The 15069-nt window shown below is 61.4% G+C and carries 14 protein-coding genes; 3 read left to right on the top strand and 11 right to left on the bottom strand.

Going from position 1 to position 15069, the window contains the following annotated elements; translation table 11 throughout:
* Positions 1-138 precede the first annotated feature (138 nt).
* The 9 genes from H7993_RS14730 to dibA form a co-directional block, all read right to left on the bottom strand.
* Positions 139-921: a MetQ/NlpA family ABC transporter substrate-binding protein gene (locus H7993_RS14730; protein ID WP_122480629.1), complete on the bottom strand. Its 783-nt coding sequence runs from the start codon at positions 919-921 to the stop codon at positions 139-141.
* Between the two features lie 100 nt (positions 922-1021).
* Positions 1022-1969, bottom strand: a complete 948-nt coding sequence (locus H7993_RS14725; RefSeq protein ID WP_185794829.1) for a sigma 54-interacting transcriptional regulator — start codon at positions 1967-1969, stop codon at positions 1022-1024.
* A 53-nt stretch (positions 1970-2022) separates the two neighbouring features.
* On the bottom strand, positions 2023-2604 hold the full coding sequence (locus tag H7993_RS14720) for an alpha/beta hydrolase (RefSeq protein ID WP_122480631.1): 582 nt from the start codon (positions 2602-2604) through the stop codon (positions 2023-2025).
* A 408-nt stretch (positions 2605-3012) separates the two neighbouring features.
* Positions 3013-4002 (bottom strand): sulfate/molybdate ABC transporter ATP-binding protein, encoded by a 990-nt coding sequence (locus tag H7993_RS14715; RefSeq protein WP_122480632.1) that lies wholly within the window; start codon positions 4000-4002, stop codon positions 3013-3015.
* A gap of 3 nt (positions 4003-4005) precedes the next feature.
* Positions 4006-4872: a sulfate ABC transporter permease subunit CysW gene (gene cysW / locus H7993_RS14710; RefSeq protein ID WP_122480633.1), complete on the bottom strand. Its 867-nt coding sequence runs from the start codon at positions 4870-4872 to the stop codon at positions 4006-4008.
* Between the two features lie 14 nt (positions 4873-4886).
* Positions 4887-5705, bottom strand: coding sequence for a sulfate ABC transporter permease subunit CysT (cysT, locus tag H7993_RS14705; protein ID WP_056844570.1), 819 nt, complete (start codon positions 5703-5705; stop codon positions 4887-4889).
* A 141-nt stretch (positions 5706-5846) separates the two neighbouring features.
* Positions 5847-6857 (bottom strand): sulfate ABC transporter substrate-binding protein, encoded by a 1011-nt coding sequence (locus tag H7993_RS14700; RefSeq protein ID WP_185794828.1) that lies wholly within the window; start codon positions 6855-6857, stop codon positions 5847-5849.
* Positions 6858-6915: 58 nt separating this feature from the next.
* Entirely contained in the window at positions 6916-7098 is a 183-nt protein-coding gene (gene oscA, locus H7993_RS14695; RefSeq protein WP_043191814.1) for a sulfur starvation response protein OscA, read from the bottom strand.
* A 117-nt stretch (positions 7099-7215) separates the two neighbouring features.
* Positions 7216-9081 (bottom strand): phosphodiesterase DibA, encoded by a 1866-nt coding sequence (gene dibA / locus H7993_RS14690; RefSeq protein WP_185794827.1) that lies wholly within the window; start codon positions 9079-9081, stop codon positions 7216-7218.
* A gap of 146 nt (positions 9082-9227) precedes the next feature.
* On the opposite strand from dibA, the gene desA reads away from it, so the two are divergent.
* The 3 genes from desA to H7993_RS14675 all read left to right on the top strand — a co-directional run bounded on the left by desA (position 9228) and on the right by H7993_RS14675 (position 12239).
* Positions 9228-10412: a delta-9 fatty acid desaturase DesA gene (gene desA, locus H7993_RS14685; RefSeq protein ID WP_122480636.1), complete on the top strand. Its 1185-nt coding sequence runs from the start codon at positions 9228-9230 to the stop codon at positions 10410-10412.
* A gap of 160 nt (positions 10413-10572) precedes the next feature.
* Positions 10573-11562 carry a GGDEF domain-containing protein gene (locus H7993_RS14680; RefSeq protein ID WP_240998864.1) on the top strand — a complete coding sequence of 330 codons (990 nt, stop codon included), beginning with the start codon at positions 10573-10575 and terminating at the stop codon, positions 11560-11562.
* A gap of 281 nt (positions 11563-11843) precedes the next feature.
* Positions 11844-12239, top strand: coding sequence for a hypothetical protein (locus tag H7993_RS14675; protein ID WP_185794826.1), 396 nt, complete (start codon positions 11844-11846; stop codon positions 12237-12239).
* 78 nt (positions 12240-12317) lie between these two features.
* Here H7993_RS14675 and H7993_RS14670 read toward each other — a convergent pair whose 3' ends face one another.
* Positions 12318-13535, bottom strand: a complete 1218-nt coding sequence (locus tag H7993_RS14670) for an HDOD domain-containing protein (RefSeq protein ID WP_185794825.1) — start codon at positions 13533-13535, stop codon at positions 12318-12320.
* A gap of 187 nt (positions 13536-13722) precedes the next feature.
* Positions 13723-15003, bottom strand: coding sequence for a 4-aminobutyrate--2-oxoglutarate transaminase (gabT, locus tag H7993_RS14665; RefSeq protein WP_185794824.1), 1281 nt, complete (start codon positions 15001-15003; stop codon positions 13723-13725).
* Positions 15004-15069: the final 66 nt, after the last annotated feature.

The raw sequence follows: 15069 nt of genomic DNA, 5'->3' as shown, positions 1-15069 counted from the left end.
GCTGTGATGCCAGGTGTGTATGCGACTGTGGCCGTGATGCGAGGTTCATTTGCCGGGAATGGCCCTGCCCGGACAAAGCAAAACGCCGACACTGTACAAGCTGTCGGCGCTCAGGTGAACCGTTGTCACACTCGGGAATCAGAACGCCGGCAATACCGCGCCGCTGTACTTCTTCTCGATGAAGGCTTTGACTTCGGGGCTGGTCAGCGCCTTGGCCAGTTTCTGCATGGCCGGGCTGTCCTTGTTGTCCGGACGGGCCACCAGGAAATTCACGTAAGGCGAATCCGATCCTTCGATCACCAAGGCATCCTTGGCCGGGTTCAGGCCGGCTTCAAGTGCGTAGTTGGTGTTGATCATGTCCAGGTCGACCTGGTCCAGCACGCGCGGCAGCATGGCCGATTCCAGCTCCTTGAACTTGAGGTTCTTGGGGTTGCTGGCGATGTCCTTGGGGGTGGCCAGGGCGTTGCTCGGGTCCTTCAGGGTGATCAGGCCGGCTTTCTGCAGCAGGATCAACGCACGGCCGCTGTTGCTGCCCTCGTTGGGGATGGCGACGGTGGCGCCGTCCTTGAGCTCGCTCAGCGACTTGACCTTCTTCGAGTAACCGCCGAAGGGCTCGACGTGCACGCCGATCACGGTGACCAGGTTGGTGCCCTTGCCCTTGTTGAAGCTTTCCAGGTACGGCAGGGTCTGGAAGTAGTTGGCGTCCAGACGCTTTTCGTTCACCTGTACGTTGGGTTGCACGTAGTCGGTGAACACCTTGATGTCCAGCTCGACGCCTTCCTTGGCCAGGGTCGGCTTGATCAGCTCGAGGATCTCGGCGTGGGGAACCGGCGTGGCGGCGATCACGAGTTTTTCTGCCGCGTTGGCCAGGCCGAAAGACAGGGAGGCCGCCAGAGCGGTGAACAGCAAAGCCTTTTTCATGCTAAGTCCTTGAAATTGGGTGGTGGCGGCAGCAATCGGCCAGCCTTGCGCGGACAATACCGGGAATTAATATTCCTACAAATACCTTTTAGTTTGCTGCTTATGCCTTTTTACGCAAGCGCTCGACGCTGCGGTTCAGCAGTGCTGCCAAAGCAACCGGCTCGGCGTGCTCGGCGGCCTGCGTCAACAGCTGCTCGAGATGCACGAGCAGGTCCGTGTTCGCGGCCGCTGGCAGATTGAGATGCTCGGGCAGGATCTCGTCGCCGCGGCTGACCAGCAAGGCAAAATGGATGACGTTTTCCAGCTCGCGGGTATTGCCAGGCCAATCGTGGCGCTCCAGCGCTCGCTGCGCATCGGCGCTGATCAGCGGCACCGCCAGGTTCAGACGATGGCTGTAGATGCCCAGGAAATACTCGGCCAGGGCGAGGATATCGCCGGTCCGCTCGCGCAACGGCGGCAAGGTCAGGCGGCCTTCGCCCAGATAGGCGTGCAACCGTTCGTTGAATTTCCCCGCGGCCACGGCCTGGCCCAGATCGATGCTCGACGCCGCCACCAGGCGCACGTCCACCGGATTGGGCTGGGCCGCGCCGACGCGGGTCACTTCACGGGTTTCCAACGCCGCGAGCAGCTTGGTCTGGATCGCCAGCGGCAGGTCGGCGATCTCGTCCAGGTACAGCGTGCCGCCGTTGGCCGAGCCGAACCATCCGGCCCGGCTGCTGGCCGTGCCGCTGTGGGCGCCTGCGCTGTAGCCGAACAGCTCGGCATCGGCGTAGGTCGGGCTGATCGCGCCGCAATTGACCGAGACGAAAAGGCCGCCACGATCACTGCCACGATGAATGTGGCGGGCAAGCAGTTCCTTGCCGGTGCCGCTTTCACCCTGAATCAGCACCGGCAGTGCCTTGGGCGCGAGCCGCTCGAGCTCCTCGCGCAAGCGTCGCGAGCGCGGATCGACGAACACCAGCGCCTTGGCGCGGATGCTCAGCGGGCTCTTGTCGGCGTCGGGAAAGGTCAGCAGCGGCTGGCCGAAGGTGTCGTTGTATGCGGTCATGGGCAAGGCTCCCACCGGCCTGGCTGCAGGCGGCGTACTCGGTTGTCGGGCATTCAGGCGCGCAGCTGGATGTGCTGGTCCATGCGACTCTGCAGGCGATAGAGGTAGGCAAACCCCTGTTCCCAGCGTCGATGCCCGGACTTGACGTTGATATGCCCGGCACCGGCCAGAATGCCGGCTTCGGCGCCCCAGTCGCGGGCCAGTTGCAAGGCTCGCGGAGCACTGGCCGCAGGGTCGTTGTCCGAGCCCACCACTTGGCTGGGGAACGGCAGCAGGTGTTTGGGGATGGGTGCGAAATTGCGCAGGGCCGGCGAGCAGGCCGGGCGCTCTACGTCTGCGGGCGCCACCAGCAGGGCTCCGCGGACCTTGCGCAACGAGACCAGCGAGGCATGGGCCGACCAGTGGGCAACGGTCACGCATCCCAGGCTGTGAGCAATGAGAATCACCGGATCGGCGCTGGCATTCACCGCGCGGTCCAGCGCCGCGACCCAGTCTTCACGCCGTGGCGTGAGCCAGTCATCCTGCTCGACCCGCGCGCTGTTGGGCAGGGTTCGTTGCCAATGGCTTTGCCAATGGTCGTCGGACGAGCCCTGCCAGCCTGGCACGATCAGATAGCGGATCGACTCATTGCGCATGGGATGCGCCTCCTGCAAACGTTGCGTTGGAGGCCAGTATAAGGAAAGGAGTTATATTCGTTAAGGAATAAGAAGCTATTTATTAATAACCAAAATAAAGGTCAATCAGCCCCGTAGCAGCGCCGCAAGCCGCGTCGGCGGCACGTACAGTCTGCCTGCTGCACCGCATCGATCCCGGACGCGGCTCGCGCCGCTGCTACAAGGTGCGCGTGATCTTCTGTAGCAGCGGCGCAAGCCGCGTCGGCGGCACGTACAGTCTGCCTGCTGCACCGCATCGACCCCGGACGCGGCTTGCGCCGCTGCTACAAGGTGCGTGTGATCTTCTGTAGCAGCGGCGCGAGCCGCGTCGGCGGTACACGCGGTGTCTCTGACGCACCGCGTTGAATTCGGACGCGGCTTGCGCCGCTGCTACAGACCTGACGCCTTCTGCCAGACCTTGGGCTTGAAGAACAACGTCTCGCCCCGCGCCAGGCCACTCAGGCTGTCATGGTCCTTGACCACTTCGGCCTCGATCAGCTCGCTCTGCCCCTCGACCTTGAGCGTCACCCGCGTGGTTGCGCCCAACGGACGAATGTCACGCACTTCGGCGGCATGATGGTCGTCCAGCTCGTGGCGCGACAGCGACACTTCGTGCGGACGAAACAGCACATGCTCCTCACCACCCAACTGCAAGCGGTTGGAGTCGCCCAGAAAGTGATAGACGAAGTCGCTGGCCGGGTTCTCGTACACCTCGCCGGGCGAACCGATCTGCTCGATGACACCCTTGTTCATCACCACGATGCGATCCGCCACTTCCATGGCTTCTTCCTGGTCGTGGGTTACGAAGACCGAGGTCAGGTTGATGTCCTCGTGCAAGCGCGCGAGCCAGCGACGCAGCTCCTTGCGCACCTTCGCGTCGAGCGCGCCGAAGGGTTCGTCGAGCAGCAGCACCTTGGGCTCGACCGCCAGGGCACGGGCCAGGGCAATACGCTGGCGCTGTCCCCCGGACAACTGCTCGGGGTAGCGATCGTGCAACCAGTCCAGCTGCACCATGTTCAACAGCTCATGCACCTTCTGCGCAATCACCGTTTCGGTGGGCCGCTCGCGCTTGGGTTTCATGCGCAAGCCAAAGGCGACGTTGTCGAACACTGTCATGTGTCGGAACAGCGCGTAGTGCTGGAACACGAAACCGACGTTGCGATCCCGCACATCGTGGCCGGAAACGTCCTCGCCGTGGAACACGATGCTGCCCTGGTCGGGCGTTTCCAGGCCGGCGATGATGCGCAGCAAGGTGGTCTTGCCGCACCCGGATGGGCCCAGCAGAGCCACCAGCTCGCCACTCTGGATGTCCAGATTGATGGAGTCCAGGGCCTGGAAGGCATTGAAGCGCTTGCTGACGTTACGAACTTCGATCGACATTAATCATTCCTCCGCGGCGCTGTTGCGCAGGCGGTCAATACGGGACTCGCTCCACTGCTTGAGCAGCAGGATGAAGAGCGCCAGGATCAGCAACAGGCTCGCAACGGCAAAGGCGGCGACATGGTTGTATTCGTTGTAGAGAATTTCCACGTGCAGCGGCAGGGTATTGGTCACGCCGCGAATGTGCCCGGACACCACCGACACGGCACCGAACTCGCCCATGGCCCGCGCGGTACACAGCACCACGCCGTAGATCAGTCCCCACTTGATGTTCGGCACGGTGACGTACCAGAACATCTGCCAACCATTCGCGCCCAGCAGACGCGCCGCTTCCTCTTCCTGCGTGCCTTGTTCCTGCATCAGCGGGATCAGCTCGCGGGCCACGAACGGCACGGTCACGAAGATGGTGGCCAGCACGATACCCGGCAAGGCGAACACGATCTGGATGTCGTGGTCCTGCAGCCACGGCCCGAACAGGCCCTGAGCGCCGAACATCAGCACATAGACCAGACCGGCAATGACTGGCGACACCGAGAACGGCAGGTCGATCAACGTGACCAGAATGCTCTTGCCGCGAAACGAATACTTGCTCACGCACCACGCGGCGCTGACGCCGAACACCAGGTTCAGCGGCACCGAAATGAGCACGGCGAACACCGTCAGCTTCAGCGCCGACAGCGCATCGGGCTCGAAGATCGCCGCGAAAAAGGTCCCCAGGCCCTGCTTCAAGCCCTGGGACACGACGATCAGCAACGGCAGCAACAGAAACACGGCGAAGACCAGCCAGCCCAGGGCGATCAACACCCGCCGCGAGGTTGCGCTGCCACGCCGGGCCGCATTGGTGGAGGCAGCAATGGAAGATGCAGACATGTGCGGAGCCTCCTTCAAGGGGTTTCGATGCGCCGCTGCAACAAGTTGATCAGCAGCAGCAGAATGAAGGAAACCACCAGCATCATCACGCCGATGGCCGTGGCGCCGGTGTAGTCGTATTGGTCCAGCTTGACCATGATCAGCAGCGGCAGGATTTCGGTCTTCATCGGCATGTTGCCGGCAATGAAAATAACCGATCCGTACTCACCCACGCCGCGGGCGAACGCCAGCGCGAAACCGGTGAGCCAGGCAGGCAACAGCGCCGGCGCGAGGATGAAGCGGAACACCTGCAACGGCTTGGCACCCAGGCAGGCTGCGGCTTCCTCGACCTCGCGCGGGATGTCGGCCAGCACCGGCTGCACCGTGCGCACCACGAACGGCAGGGTGACAAAGGTCAGGGCCAGGGTGATGCCCAAGGGGGTGTAGGCGATCTTGAAACCCAGGTCGGCGGCGAACTGCCCAACCAGGCCGTTGGGTGCATACAGCGCCGTCAGGGCAATGCCTGCCACGGCCGTGGGCAGGGCGAATGGCAGGTCGATCATCGCATCGATGATCTTGCGTCCGGGAAAGGTGTAGCGCACCAGCACCCAGGCCAGCAGGGTGCCGATCACTCCATTGATGATCGCCGCACACAACGCCGTGCCGAAACTGAGTTTCAGTGCGGCGAGTACGCGAGGTGCGGTAACGATGGTCCAGAACTGTTCCCAGGTCAGCTGCGCAGCATGCACGAACATGGCGGCCAGGGGGATCAGCACGATCAGGCTGAGGTACACGACGGTGTAGCCCAGCGTCAGCCCGAAGCCGGGTATGACGGGGGAGATACGACGCGACATAGAAGTCCTTGATGAATACGGTTTACGCAATCGGGCCTCTTCGCGGGCAGAGCCCACTCCCATAGGCTTTACGGTGACCTGTGGGAGCGGGGCGGGCGGCGAGCCCTCTGCCCGCGAAGAGGCCAGCCGCCTCAACGAATCTTATTGAGCCTGATAAATCTGATCGAACACCCCACCATCATTGAAGAATTTGGGCTGTGCGGTTTTCCACCCGCCGAAATCCTTGTCGATAGTAACCAGATTCAGCGCTGGAAATTGCTTCGCATACTTGGCTGCCACATCCTTGTCGCGCGGACGATAGAAGTTCTTCGCAGCGATTTCCTGGCCAGCCGGGCTGTACAGGTGCTTGAGGTAGGCTTCGGCGATTTCCTCGTTGCCCTTCTTCTTCACGTTCTTGTCGACCACAGCTACCGGCGGCTCAGCCAAAATCGACAGCGAAGGCACGACAATGTCGAACTTGTCCGCGCCACCGTCTTCCTTCAATGCCAGGAACGCCTCGTTCTCCCAGGCCAGCAAAACGTCGCCCTGACCATTGTTGACGAAGGTGATGGTCGAGCCACGGGCACCGGTGTCCAGAATCGGCACGTGCTTGAACAGCGTCTGCACGTACTCTTTGGCCTTGCCTTCGTCGCCATCGCCGGCTTTCAGGCCGTAGGCCCAGGCTGCCAGGAAATTCCAGCGGGCGCCGCCGGACGTCTTCGGATTCGGCGTGATCACCGAGACATCATTCTTGATCAGGTCGCCCCAGTCCTTGATGCCCTTGGGGTTGCCCTTGCGCACCAGAAACACGATGGTCGAGGTGTAGGGCGTGCTGGCGTCCGGCAGACGGGTCTGCCAGTTCTCCGGGATGGACTTGCCCAAGCGGCTGATCTCGTCGATGTCACCGGCCAGCGCCAGGGTCACCACATCGGCGGGCAGGCCGTCGATCACCGCGCGGCCCTGTTTGCCCGAACCACCGTGGGATTGCTTGATCGACACGGTGTCGCCCGCGTGCTCCTTCTTCCAGAAATTGACGAACTCGGCGTTGTATTCCTGGTACAGCTCGCGGGTCGGATCGTAGGACACGTTGAGCAGCTCGTAGTCCTTGGCGACGGCGGAGCCGGCAAATACGGCGCTGGCGAGGGCTGCCAAGGCATAACGGCGGATAGACATGGACGAAGCTCCTGGAATGGCGGGTATTTTTCTTATGGCTGCTACGCAGGACGCGTACTCAGCTGGGCTTGTTGCCCGGGTTCTGCAAACGGAATTTTTCCTTGCGTTCGATCTGCACGACTTGAGCGTTGTGTACGGTGATCTCCACCGCACCGAAACGCAGGTCGCGCAGCGCACTCTGAATTTCCCGCAGAATGGTGGCTTCGTCCTGTCCTTCGACGCTGCGTAGCGATGCGCTCATGATCATGCTCCTGGGTAAGGGGTGCCAAGGTGGCGTGAGCGCGATAGTAGAGCGGTCTTGTTATTCTTAAAAATACTGTTTAAGAATTTTCATATAACCAGAAGTTTTTATACGCACCTATTGGACCTGCCATTGCAGCGCAGCGGCTTGCACCGGACGGCCGAACCAATAGCCCTGGCCCAGTCCGCAACCGTGCTCCAGCAGGAACTGCGCCTGATTCGCCTGCTCGATGCCCTCGGCGTGCACCTGCATGCCCATGCTGTGCGCCAGCGCGATGATCGCCGTGGTGATCGCCACATCGTCCTCGTCGCCGGGCAGGCCGGCGACGAAACCCTGGTCGATCTTGAGTTTGTGGACCGGCAGGCGCTTGAGCCTGAGCAAGGATGAATAACCGGTGCCGAAGTCGTCGATCGCCAGTTGCAAACCCAGATCGCGCAGGTGATGCAGTTGCTCCAGTGCGCGGTCCGGATCATCCATCACCGCACTTTCGGTCACTTCCAGTTCCAGATGCGCAGGCGCCAGTTCTGTCTCGGCCAGAACTCTCTCGACCTGCCGGTAGAGATCATGGTGGCTGAACAGACGGCTGGAGATGTTCACCGCGACGAAATCCAGTGCCTTGCCCTCGACCTGCCACTGACGCATCTGGCGGCACGCGGTGGCCAGCACCCAGGTGTCGATTTCGGCGATCAAACCACTGCGCTCGGCAATCGGTATGAACTGCCCTGGCGGCACCAGGCCGCGCTCCGGGTGCTGCCAGCGCACCAGCGCCTCTACCCCGACCATGGCCTTGTCGCGCAGGGCATGCACCGGTTGGTAGTGCACCCGCAACTGCCCGTCGGCCAGGGCCTGGCGCAGTTCTGCGGTCACTTCGATCTGCTGCTGGGCGCGGGTGGTCAGCTCTTGGGTATACAGGGCATAGCTCGAACGGCCCCGTGCCTTGGCCTGGAACAGCGCCGAGTCGGCGTTGCGCAACAGCTGCTCGGCACCCTGCGCGTCGTCGGGAAACAGACTGATGCCCATGCTGGCGCTGATGAACAAGGTGTGCCCATCGATGGCGAAGGGCGCGCGCAGGCCTTCGAGCAACCCCTGCCCCAGCGCCGTCGCCTGCCCTGTGCGCAACTCGCCTTCCATCAGCACCGCAAATTCGTCGCCGCCCAGCCGAGCCAGGGTCACCTCCTCGCCCAACCCGCACTGCAAACGCTCGACCACGGCCATCAGCAACCGATCGCCCACGCCATGCCCGAAGCTGTCGTTGACGTTCTGGAAGTGGTCGAGGTCGATCAGCAGCAACGCGCAGCAGCGTTGCGCAAGCCTGGCCGTACTCAAGGCGTGCTCGGTGCGGTGGCTGAACAGCAGGCGGTTGGGCAACCCGGTCAGCGGATCATGGTGTGCCAGATGGGCCAGCTCGCGCTGCGAATGCCTGATCGCGCTGATGTCGGAGAACACTGCTACATAGTGGCTCAGCTTGCCCCGATCATCGCGGATCGCGCGGATGGTCTGCCACTGCGGGTAGCTGTCGCCGCCCTTGCGACGGTTCCAGATCTCGCCGCTCCACTGGTCGTGCTCGGCCAGCGTGCGAAACATCTGTTGATAGAAGGCCGGCGGATGCTGCCCGGATTTGAACGTGTTCGGGTTCTGCCCGAGCACTTCGTCCTCTGCATACCCGGTGATCGCCATGAAGGCCCGGTTGACCTGCAGGATGCGCCCTGCAGTGTCGGTCACCAGCACGCCGTCGGCGGTGCAGTCGAAAACCGCTGCCGACAAACGTCGGCTTTCGCGGTTGGCCTGCCGCGCGCGCAGCCAGCCAAAGGCGAACGCACTGCCCAGCAACCACACACCGCAACCGGCCAGATGAACCCCCCATCCGGCCGACGACGCTCCGAAAAGGCCGTTTGCCACACGACCGCACAACAGAAACCACACCACACAGACAATCAGGTAAATCACAACGCCGCGCGCTGTAACCCGAGATAAAACAGACATAGGGTCAATCGGCCACACAAAATGTGTACCAATTATAGAATAGAAACATTCAGCGACTCTTATCTAAAAGAGCGACTGGCTTTATCTGATAGCTAGTCGATAATGCGCTGCACGCATTACCCACCCAACCGAGGGCCTTCCCGCCTATGTGGTACAACGGTTTTCTCGATCTGTCCGCCTGGCAAGTGGTGGCAGTCACGTTGTTGCTGACCCATGTGACCATCATCAGCGTCACTGTCTACCTGCACCGCTATTCCGCCCACCGCTCGCTGGAACTCAACGCCGGGCTCAAGCACTTCTTCCGTTTCTGGCTCTGGCTCACCACTGCCCAGAACACCCGCGAGTGGACCGCCATCCACCGCAAGCACCACGCCAAATGCGAAACCGTCGACGATCCGCACAGCCCCGTGATCAAGGGCCTGGGCACCGTGATGCGTACCGGCGCCGAGCTCTATCGCAAAGAGGCGGAAAACCCCGACACCTTGCGCATCTATGGCAAGAACTGCCCCGAAGACTGGATCGAGCGCAACCTGTACTCGCGCTTCCGCCACACTGGCGTGGTCCTGATGCTGGTCATCGACCTGTTGCTGTTCGGCGCTCTCGGCCTGACCGTGTGGGCCGTGCAGATGATGTGGATTCCCTTCTGGGCAGCCGGTGTCATCAATGGCCTCGGCCATGCCGTGGGCTACCGCAACTTCGAATGCCGCGACGCGGCCACCAACCTGGTGCCGTGGGGCATCATCGTCGGCGGCGAAGAACTGCACAACAACCACCACACCTACCCCAATTCGGCCAAGCTGTCGGTCAAGAAATGGGAGTTCGACATGGGTTGGGCCTGGATCAAGCTGTTTACCTGGCTGCGCCTGGCCAAGGTCCAGCGCGTGGCACCGATTGCCCACCGCGTGGAAGGCAAGGGCCAGCTCGACATGGACACCGCCATGGCGATCCTCAACAATCGCTTCCAGATCATGGCGCAGTACCGCAAGCTGGTGATCGCGCCGCTGGTGCAACAGGAGCTGAGCAGGGTCGACGAATCGGTACGTCACCAGTTCCGCCGGGCCAAGCGCCTGCTGTCGCGTGAAACCAGCCTGCTGGACGAAGGGCATCACCTGCACATCCAGACGATGCTCGAACACAGCCACGCATTGCGCGTCATCTATGAAAAGCGCCTGGCCCTGCAACAGATCTGGGCGCGCACCAGCTCCAACGGTCATGATATGCTCGCCGCCATCAAGGATTGGATCCAAGAGGCCGAAGCCAGTGGCATTCACTCGCTGCGCGACTTCGCGACCCAGCTCAAGACGTACTCGCTGAGGCCTGCTGCAGCCTGAGCCGTTTATCGGTGCGCCTTGGCCCCAAGGCGCGCCGTTCGGAACTTCGTTACAATTTTCCGCTCTCAGACTCATAGCGCTACCGCCTGGGATCATGCCTTGGCCGCGCTTTTCGCGCATCCGTTCGCAGTAATCCCAACGCCTCTGAGATGCCGTGATGATGGTCAATAAAAAATTACCTTCTACACCCGTCAAACCTCTACCCGAAGCCGCTGAAACCCTATTGGCCTTGATGCATGCCCAGGGTGAGGTCGCGCGGCTCAAGGAGCGCGAGCAGCTGTTCAGCTCGCTGTTGGTCAGCGTCAACGCGGTACTCTGGGCGTTCGATTGGGAAACCCAGCAGATGATCTACGTCAGCCCCGCCTACGAACGGATTTTCGGCCGCTCGGTGGGTTTGCTGCTGGCTGACTACAACGAATGGCGCGACAGCATCTACCCGGATGACCTGGACTACGCCGATCGCAGCCTGGCCGAAGTGCTCGACAAGGGCGCCGTCGAAGACCGCGAATACCGCATTATCAGCGCCGATGGCCAGATCCGCTGGCTCAGCGACAAGTGCTTCGTCAGCCACCAGGTGGATGCAGGCCAACGCGTGATCGTGGTGGGTATCGCCGAGGACATTACCGAAAAGAAGCACCTTGAAGGCGAGCTCCAACGCCTCGCCACCACCGATGTCCTGACCCAGAGCAGCAACCGTCGACACTTCTTCGAATGCGCCCACCGCGAGTTCGAGCAGTCCCGCCTCAACGACACGCCCATGGCCTTCCTGCTGCTGGACATCGACGATTTCAAGATGATCAACGATACCTATGGCCACCAGGAAGGTGACCACGTGCTGCAACGCATCGCCGAAACCGGCCGTGCGGTACTGCGCCGTGGCGACTTGTTCGGGCGCATCGGTGGTGAAGAATTCGCCGCCGTGTTCCCGGGCTGCGCGCCGGACATGGCCATGCAGATCGCCGAGCGCCTGCAGCGCGAAATCCAGCGCCTGAGCTTCCACCACAATGGCAAGAACTACGGCGTGACGGTAAGCCAGGGCCTGACCAGTATTCAGCCGCAAGACGAAATGCTTGACTCCCTCTTCTCGCGTTCCGACGCCGCCATGTACCAGGCCAAGCGTCAGGGCAAGAACCAGATCGTGCCGGCCTAGTCAGCGAACCATTGGTGTCCCCGGCCACCTGTTCAATTGCGACACGCCTATTTTATGCAACTGTGCTGGATTGATTCGCGTCTGGCCCATTAGGGAATTCAAGCATGTTGTATCAATTTGCAGAAATATCCACCTAGATCAAAACTCATTGGGTGGAGGGTTGTGCCAGCCAACTTCATTATTCTCTATTAAAAAGACATATTCGTTTCCTTGAGCCATACGTTAGGTCATGGTTTACTTTTCCATGAAGCTACGGAGAATTACCACTCAAGGAGTTGCACATGAAACAATTATTTATGATTGCCACGCTTGTCCCGCTATCGGTTGCTGCTAATTATGACAGCAAAGATCACCTAAGCTTTCCGCCTGCTTATTCCACGTTAACTAAAGTTGATTGGGAGGACTGGGAGTCTGTGACGAAAGAATTCAGAGACAACGCCCTCTGGAATCAAAACACCACTGAAATCCAGTCATGCGAAAGCCTCTATAGTTTGCCGGTGACCACATCCCGCGAAGGCAATGTCAGCTTTGGCGCAATCTGCACCATCGCAGGCTCTGGCCAAAAAGTATTCATATGCACCGACCGCATGCTCGGCCGCTTCGAGGTATTCCCAGAATTCCAGCGCGACCTGCCATGGATCGCGCAGAAGATTTTCGACAACTGCTGGGGTAGTTGATCCCCACCTCTCTCGATCACCGCCAAGGCCAGTGATCAGATAGAGGCCGTTATTCATGTCCCGGCGTAGTCCAGCGCGTCAGCGAATCATTGGCGCGCCCCGCCACCAGTTCAGCTGCGACACGCCTATCTTGAGCAACCGTGCTGGTTTGCCTTGGGCTATCTGGGTGACGTCCTCGTCGGCGCCCAGCGATGCCATCTGCGCTGCAATATTCACGATCAGTTTTTCCCTTGTGTACACCCCTCCGCCCAACTGGTAGGCCGCGGCGATCATCTCGCGCAGCTCGAGCGGCAATCGCCAGCGTCGGTGTAATTCCGAGCCATAAGGCGCACCAAACGTTCGTAGCGCGTATGTCAGCTTCGTCTGGTCAAGCTCACCGCCTGCCAGACGCCACTCCTGCAAAACGCGCAGCAGCGCCAGATCGCCCAGGCAGTGCAACACGCCTGCGCAATAGCAGCGCCACTCGTCCACATTCTGTTGATGGGCAATGTTGCGAGCGAATTCGGCTGTGTGGGTCGAGCGGTTCCAGCAGATTTCGGCTTGTTCGAACAGCAGCGGGTCACTCAGGTAGGCACTGGGCCGGGTGGTCATGCCCAGCAGCAGATTCATGCTCTGCGTAGGGCCCAGCGCTTGCAAGGCCTGCATCAGCGTCAACACCGGCGCCGCGCCCTGTTTCGCCGCACTGTTAGCGGCGCTCACCAGCACCCCGGTGACTTGCGGGTCGCTGCGCACGTTGGCTTCCAGCACCTTTAGGTTCAAGCCTTGTGGCCCTAGCGCCCGCTGTACCGCCGCCTGCACGTCGCACAGCAGCGGCCCACCGTCGCAGTCCAGGCGGCGGCGCGTCAGATACTGTTCCAAAGTGGTACCGGCAGCGATCTGCGGAATCCGGCAAACCCCCACCTCTGCGGAGCCAGACAACAGCGTCTGCAGGCGCGCCTTCAAACTGGTCATATTCAAGGGTTTGGTCAGATAGGCCGTCGGCGCTAGGGGCAGCACTTCGCGCACGCTCGCGCTGTCGCTGCGCTCGCTCAACAAGATGAACGGCAAGGCCGACAGACGAGGGCTCTTGCGCACTCCGCGCAGCAAGTCCAGACCGCTGATGCCCAGCAACTCGCGCGCTGCAATCACCAAGTCCGGTGGCTCGCGCAGATGCTCCAGCGCCTCAGGTCCCGTGGCGCACGCCTGCAGGCGCGCATCGCAACGTACATCGAGCAGCATCTGCGACAACAGATCACGCATCCAAGGGTCGGATTCGGCGATCAACACACGAGGGGGCATGCTGGTAGCGGTATTCATAGGCGCACTCCATGGGCCAGGGATGACAGCATGACGCTCGGTGGTGAGTATGAACGGTACTGCAAAAAAACGGATTCAGCAGAGGGTTTTAGCGCATGACGCGCCTGGCTGCAAACGAGGTGCAAACTAAAACCACCCCATAAAAAAACCCGCCGAAGCGGGTTTTTCTATCAAACGATCACATCACTCACGCCAGCTCAGCGAAGCACTCTTCGATGATGGCCAAGCCTTGGTCCAACAGCTCGTCAGGCGCCGTCAGTGGAACCAGGATGCGCAGGACGTTTCCGTAAGTACCGCACGACAGCAGGATCAAACCCTTGTCGCGCGCCTTGGCTACGACTTGGGCCACTGCTGCGGCGTTCGGCTTGTGGGTGTCGCCGCCTTCGAATAGCTCGATGGCAATCATCGCGCCCAGTGCGCGCACATCACCAATCACCGGGTACTTGGCCTGGATGGCGCGCAGGCCCGCCACCAAGTGCTCGCCGACTGCCTTGCTGCGATCGAGCAGGTTCTCTTCCTCGAACACTTCCATCACGGCCAGTGCTGCCGCGCAGGCGATAGGGCTGCCCGCGTAGGTGCCGCCCAGGCCGCCTGGAGCGATGGCGTCCATGTACTCGGCTTTGCCGCATACCCCGGCCAGAGGGAAACCGCCAGCGATGGACTTGGCGAAGGTGGTCAGGTCGGGTGCGACACCCATCTGCTCCATGGCGAAGAACGTGCCGGTACGGCCTGCGCCGGTCTGCACTTCGTCAGCGATCAAGAGGATGCCATGCTGATCGCACAGGGCGCGCAGACGCTGCATGAAAGCCTTGGGCGCGACGTAGAAGCCGCCTTCGCCCTGCACCGGCTCGAGAATGACTGCTGCAATGTCACGCGGCTCGGCGTCGTTCTTGAAGATACGCTCGATGCTGGCAATCGAATCGTCGACGCTGACGCCGTGCAGTTCGCAAGGGTACAGCGCGCGGAACACACCGCCGGGCATCAAGCCCATGCCAGCCGAGTACGGCACGACCTTACCGGTCAGGCCCAGGGTCATCATGGTGCGACCGTGGTAGGCGCCGGTGAAGGCGATGACACCGGCGCGCCCAGTGGCGGCACGCGCGATCTTGATGGCGTTTTCCACGGCTTCGGAGCCTGTGGTCACCAGCAAGGTCTTCTTGTCGAAATCGCCGGGTACCTTGGCGTTGATCTTCTCGCAGACCTCAACGTACGGCTCGTACGCCAGCACCTGAAAGCAGGTGTGCGTCAGCTTGTGCAATTGCGCTTGCACAGCGGCGATCACCTTGGGGTGAACGTGGCCGGTGTTGAGCACCGCGATGCCGCCGGCAAAGTCGATGAACTCGCGGCCTTCGACGTCGGTAACCGTGGCGTTCTGCGCCGACTCGGCAAAGATCGGATGAATCTGGCCCACACCGCGTGGCACGGCGGCCTGGCGGCGTTGCATCAGGGATTCGTTGGTCTTGCTCATGACATTCCTCATTCGCCGCTCATCGGTCGGCGTGATTCAAGGATAAAGCGGCCGGTAAGTACCGCA

The organism is Pseudomonas baltica, assembly GCF_014235765.1.
GTDB classification, from domain to species: domain Bacteria; phylum Pseudomonadota; class Gammaproteobacteria; order Pseudomonadales; family Pseudomonadaceae; genus Aquipseudomonas; species Aquipseudomonas baltica.
Note: the sequence above shows the minus strand (reverse complement) of the source record. Positions and strands in the feature narration are given on the sequence as shown.

Coding starts and splice junctions, on each gene's coding strand:
- H7993_RS14730 (WP_122480629.1), bottom strand. CDS start 921: ATGAAAAAGGCTTTGCTGTTCACCGCTCTGGCGGCCTCCCTGTCTTTC.
- H7993_RS14725 (WP_185794829.1), bottom strand. CDS start 1,969: ATGACCGCATACAACGACACCTTCGGCCAGCCGCTGCTGACCTTTCCC.
- H7993_RS14720 (WP_122480631.1), bottom strand. CDS start 2,604: ATGCGCAATGAGTCGATCCGCTATCTGATCGTGCCAGGCTGGCAGGGC.
- H7993_RS14715 (WP_122480632.1), bottom strand. CDS start 4,002: ATGTCGATCGAAGTTCGTAACGTCAGCAAGCGCTTCAATGCCTTCCAG.
- cysW (WP_122480633.1), bottom strand. CDS start 4,872: ATGTCTGCATCTTCCATTGCTGCCTCCACCAATGCGGCCCGGCGTGGC.
- cysT (WP_056844570.1), bottom strand. CDS start 5,705: ATGTCGCGTCGTATCTCCCCCGTCATACCCGGCTTCGGGCTGACGCTG.
- H7993_RS14700 (WP_185794828.1), bottom strand. CDS start 6,857: ATGTCTATCCGCCGTTATGCCTTGGCAGCCCTCGCCAGCGCCGTATTT.
- oscA (WP_043191814.1), bottom strand. CDS start 7,098: ATGAGCGCATCGCTACGCAGCGTCGAAGGACAGGACGAAGCCACCATT.
- dibA (WP_185794827.1), bottom strand. CDS start 9,081: ATGTCTGTTTTATCTCGGGTTACAGCGCGCGGCGTTGTGATTTACCTG.
- desA (WP_122480636.1), top strand. CDS start 9,228: ATGTGGTACAACGGTTTTCTCGATCTGTCCGCCTGGCAAGTGGTGGCA.
- H7993_RS14680 (WP_240998864.1), top strand. CDS start 10,573: ATGGTCAATAAAAAATTACCTTCTACACCCGTCAAACCTCTACCCGAA.
- H7993_RS14675 (WP_185794826.1), top strand. CDS start 11,844: ATGAAACAATTATTTATGATTGCCACGCTTGTCCCGCTATCGGTTGCT.
- H7993_RS14670 (WP_185794825.1), bottom strand. CDS start 13,535: ATGAATACCGCTACCAGCATGCCCCCTCGTGTGTTGATCGCCGAATCC.
- gabT (WP_185794824.1), bottom strand. CDS start 15,003: ATGAGCAAGACCAACGAATCCCTGATGCAACGCCGCCAGGCCGCCGTG.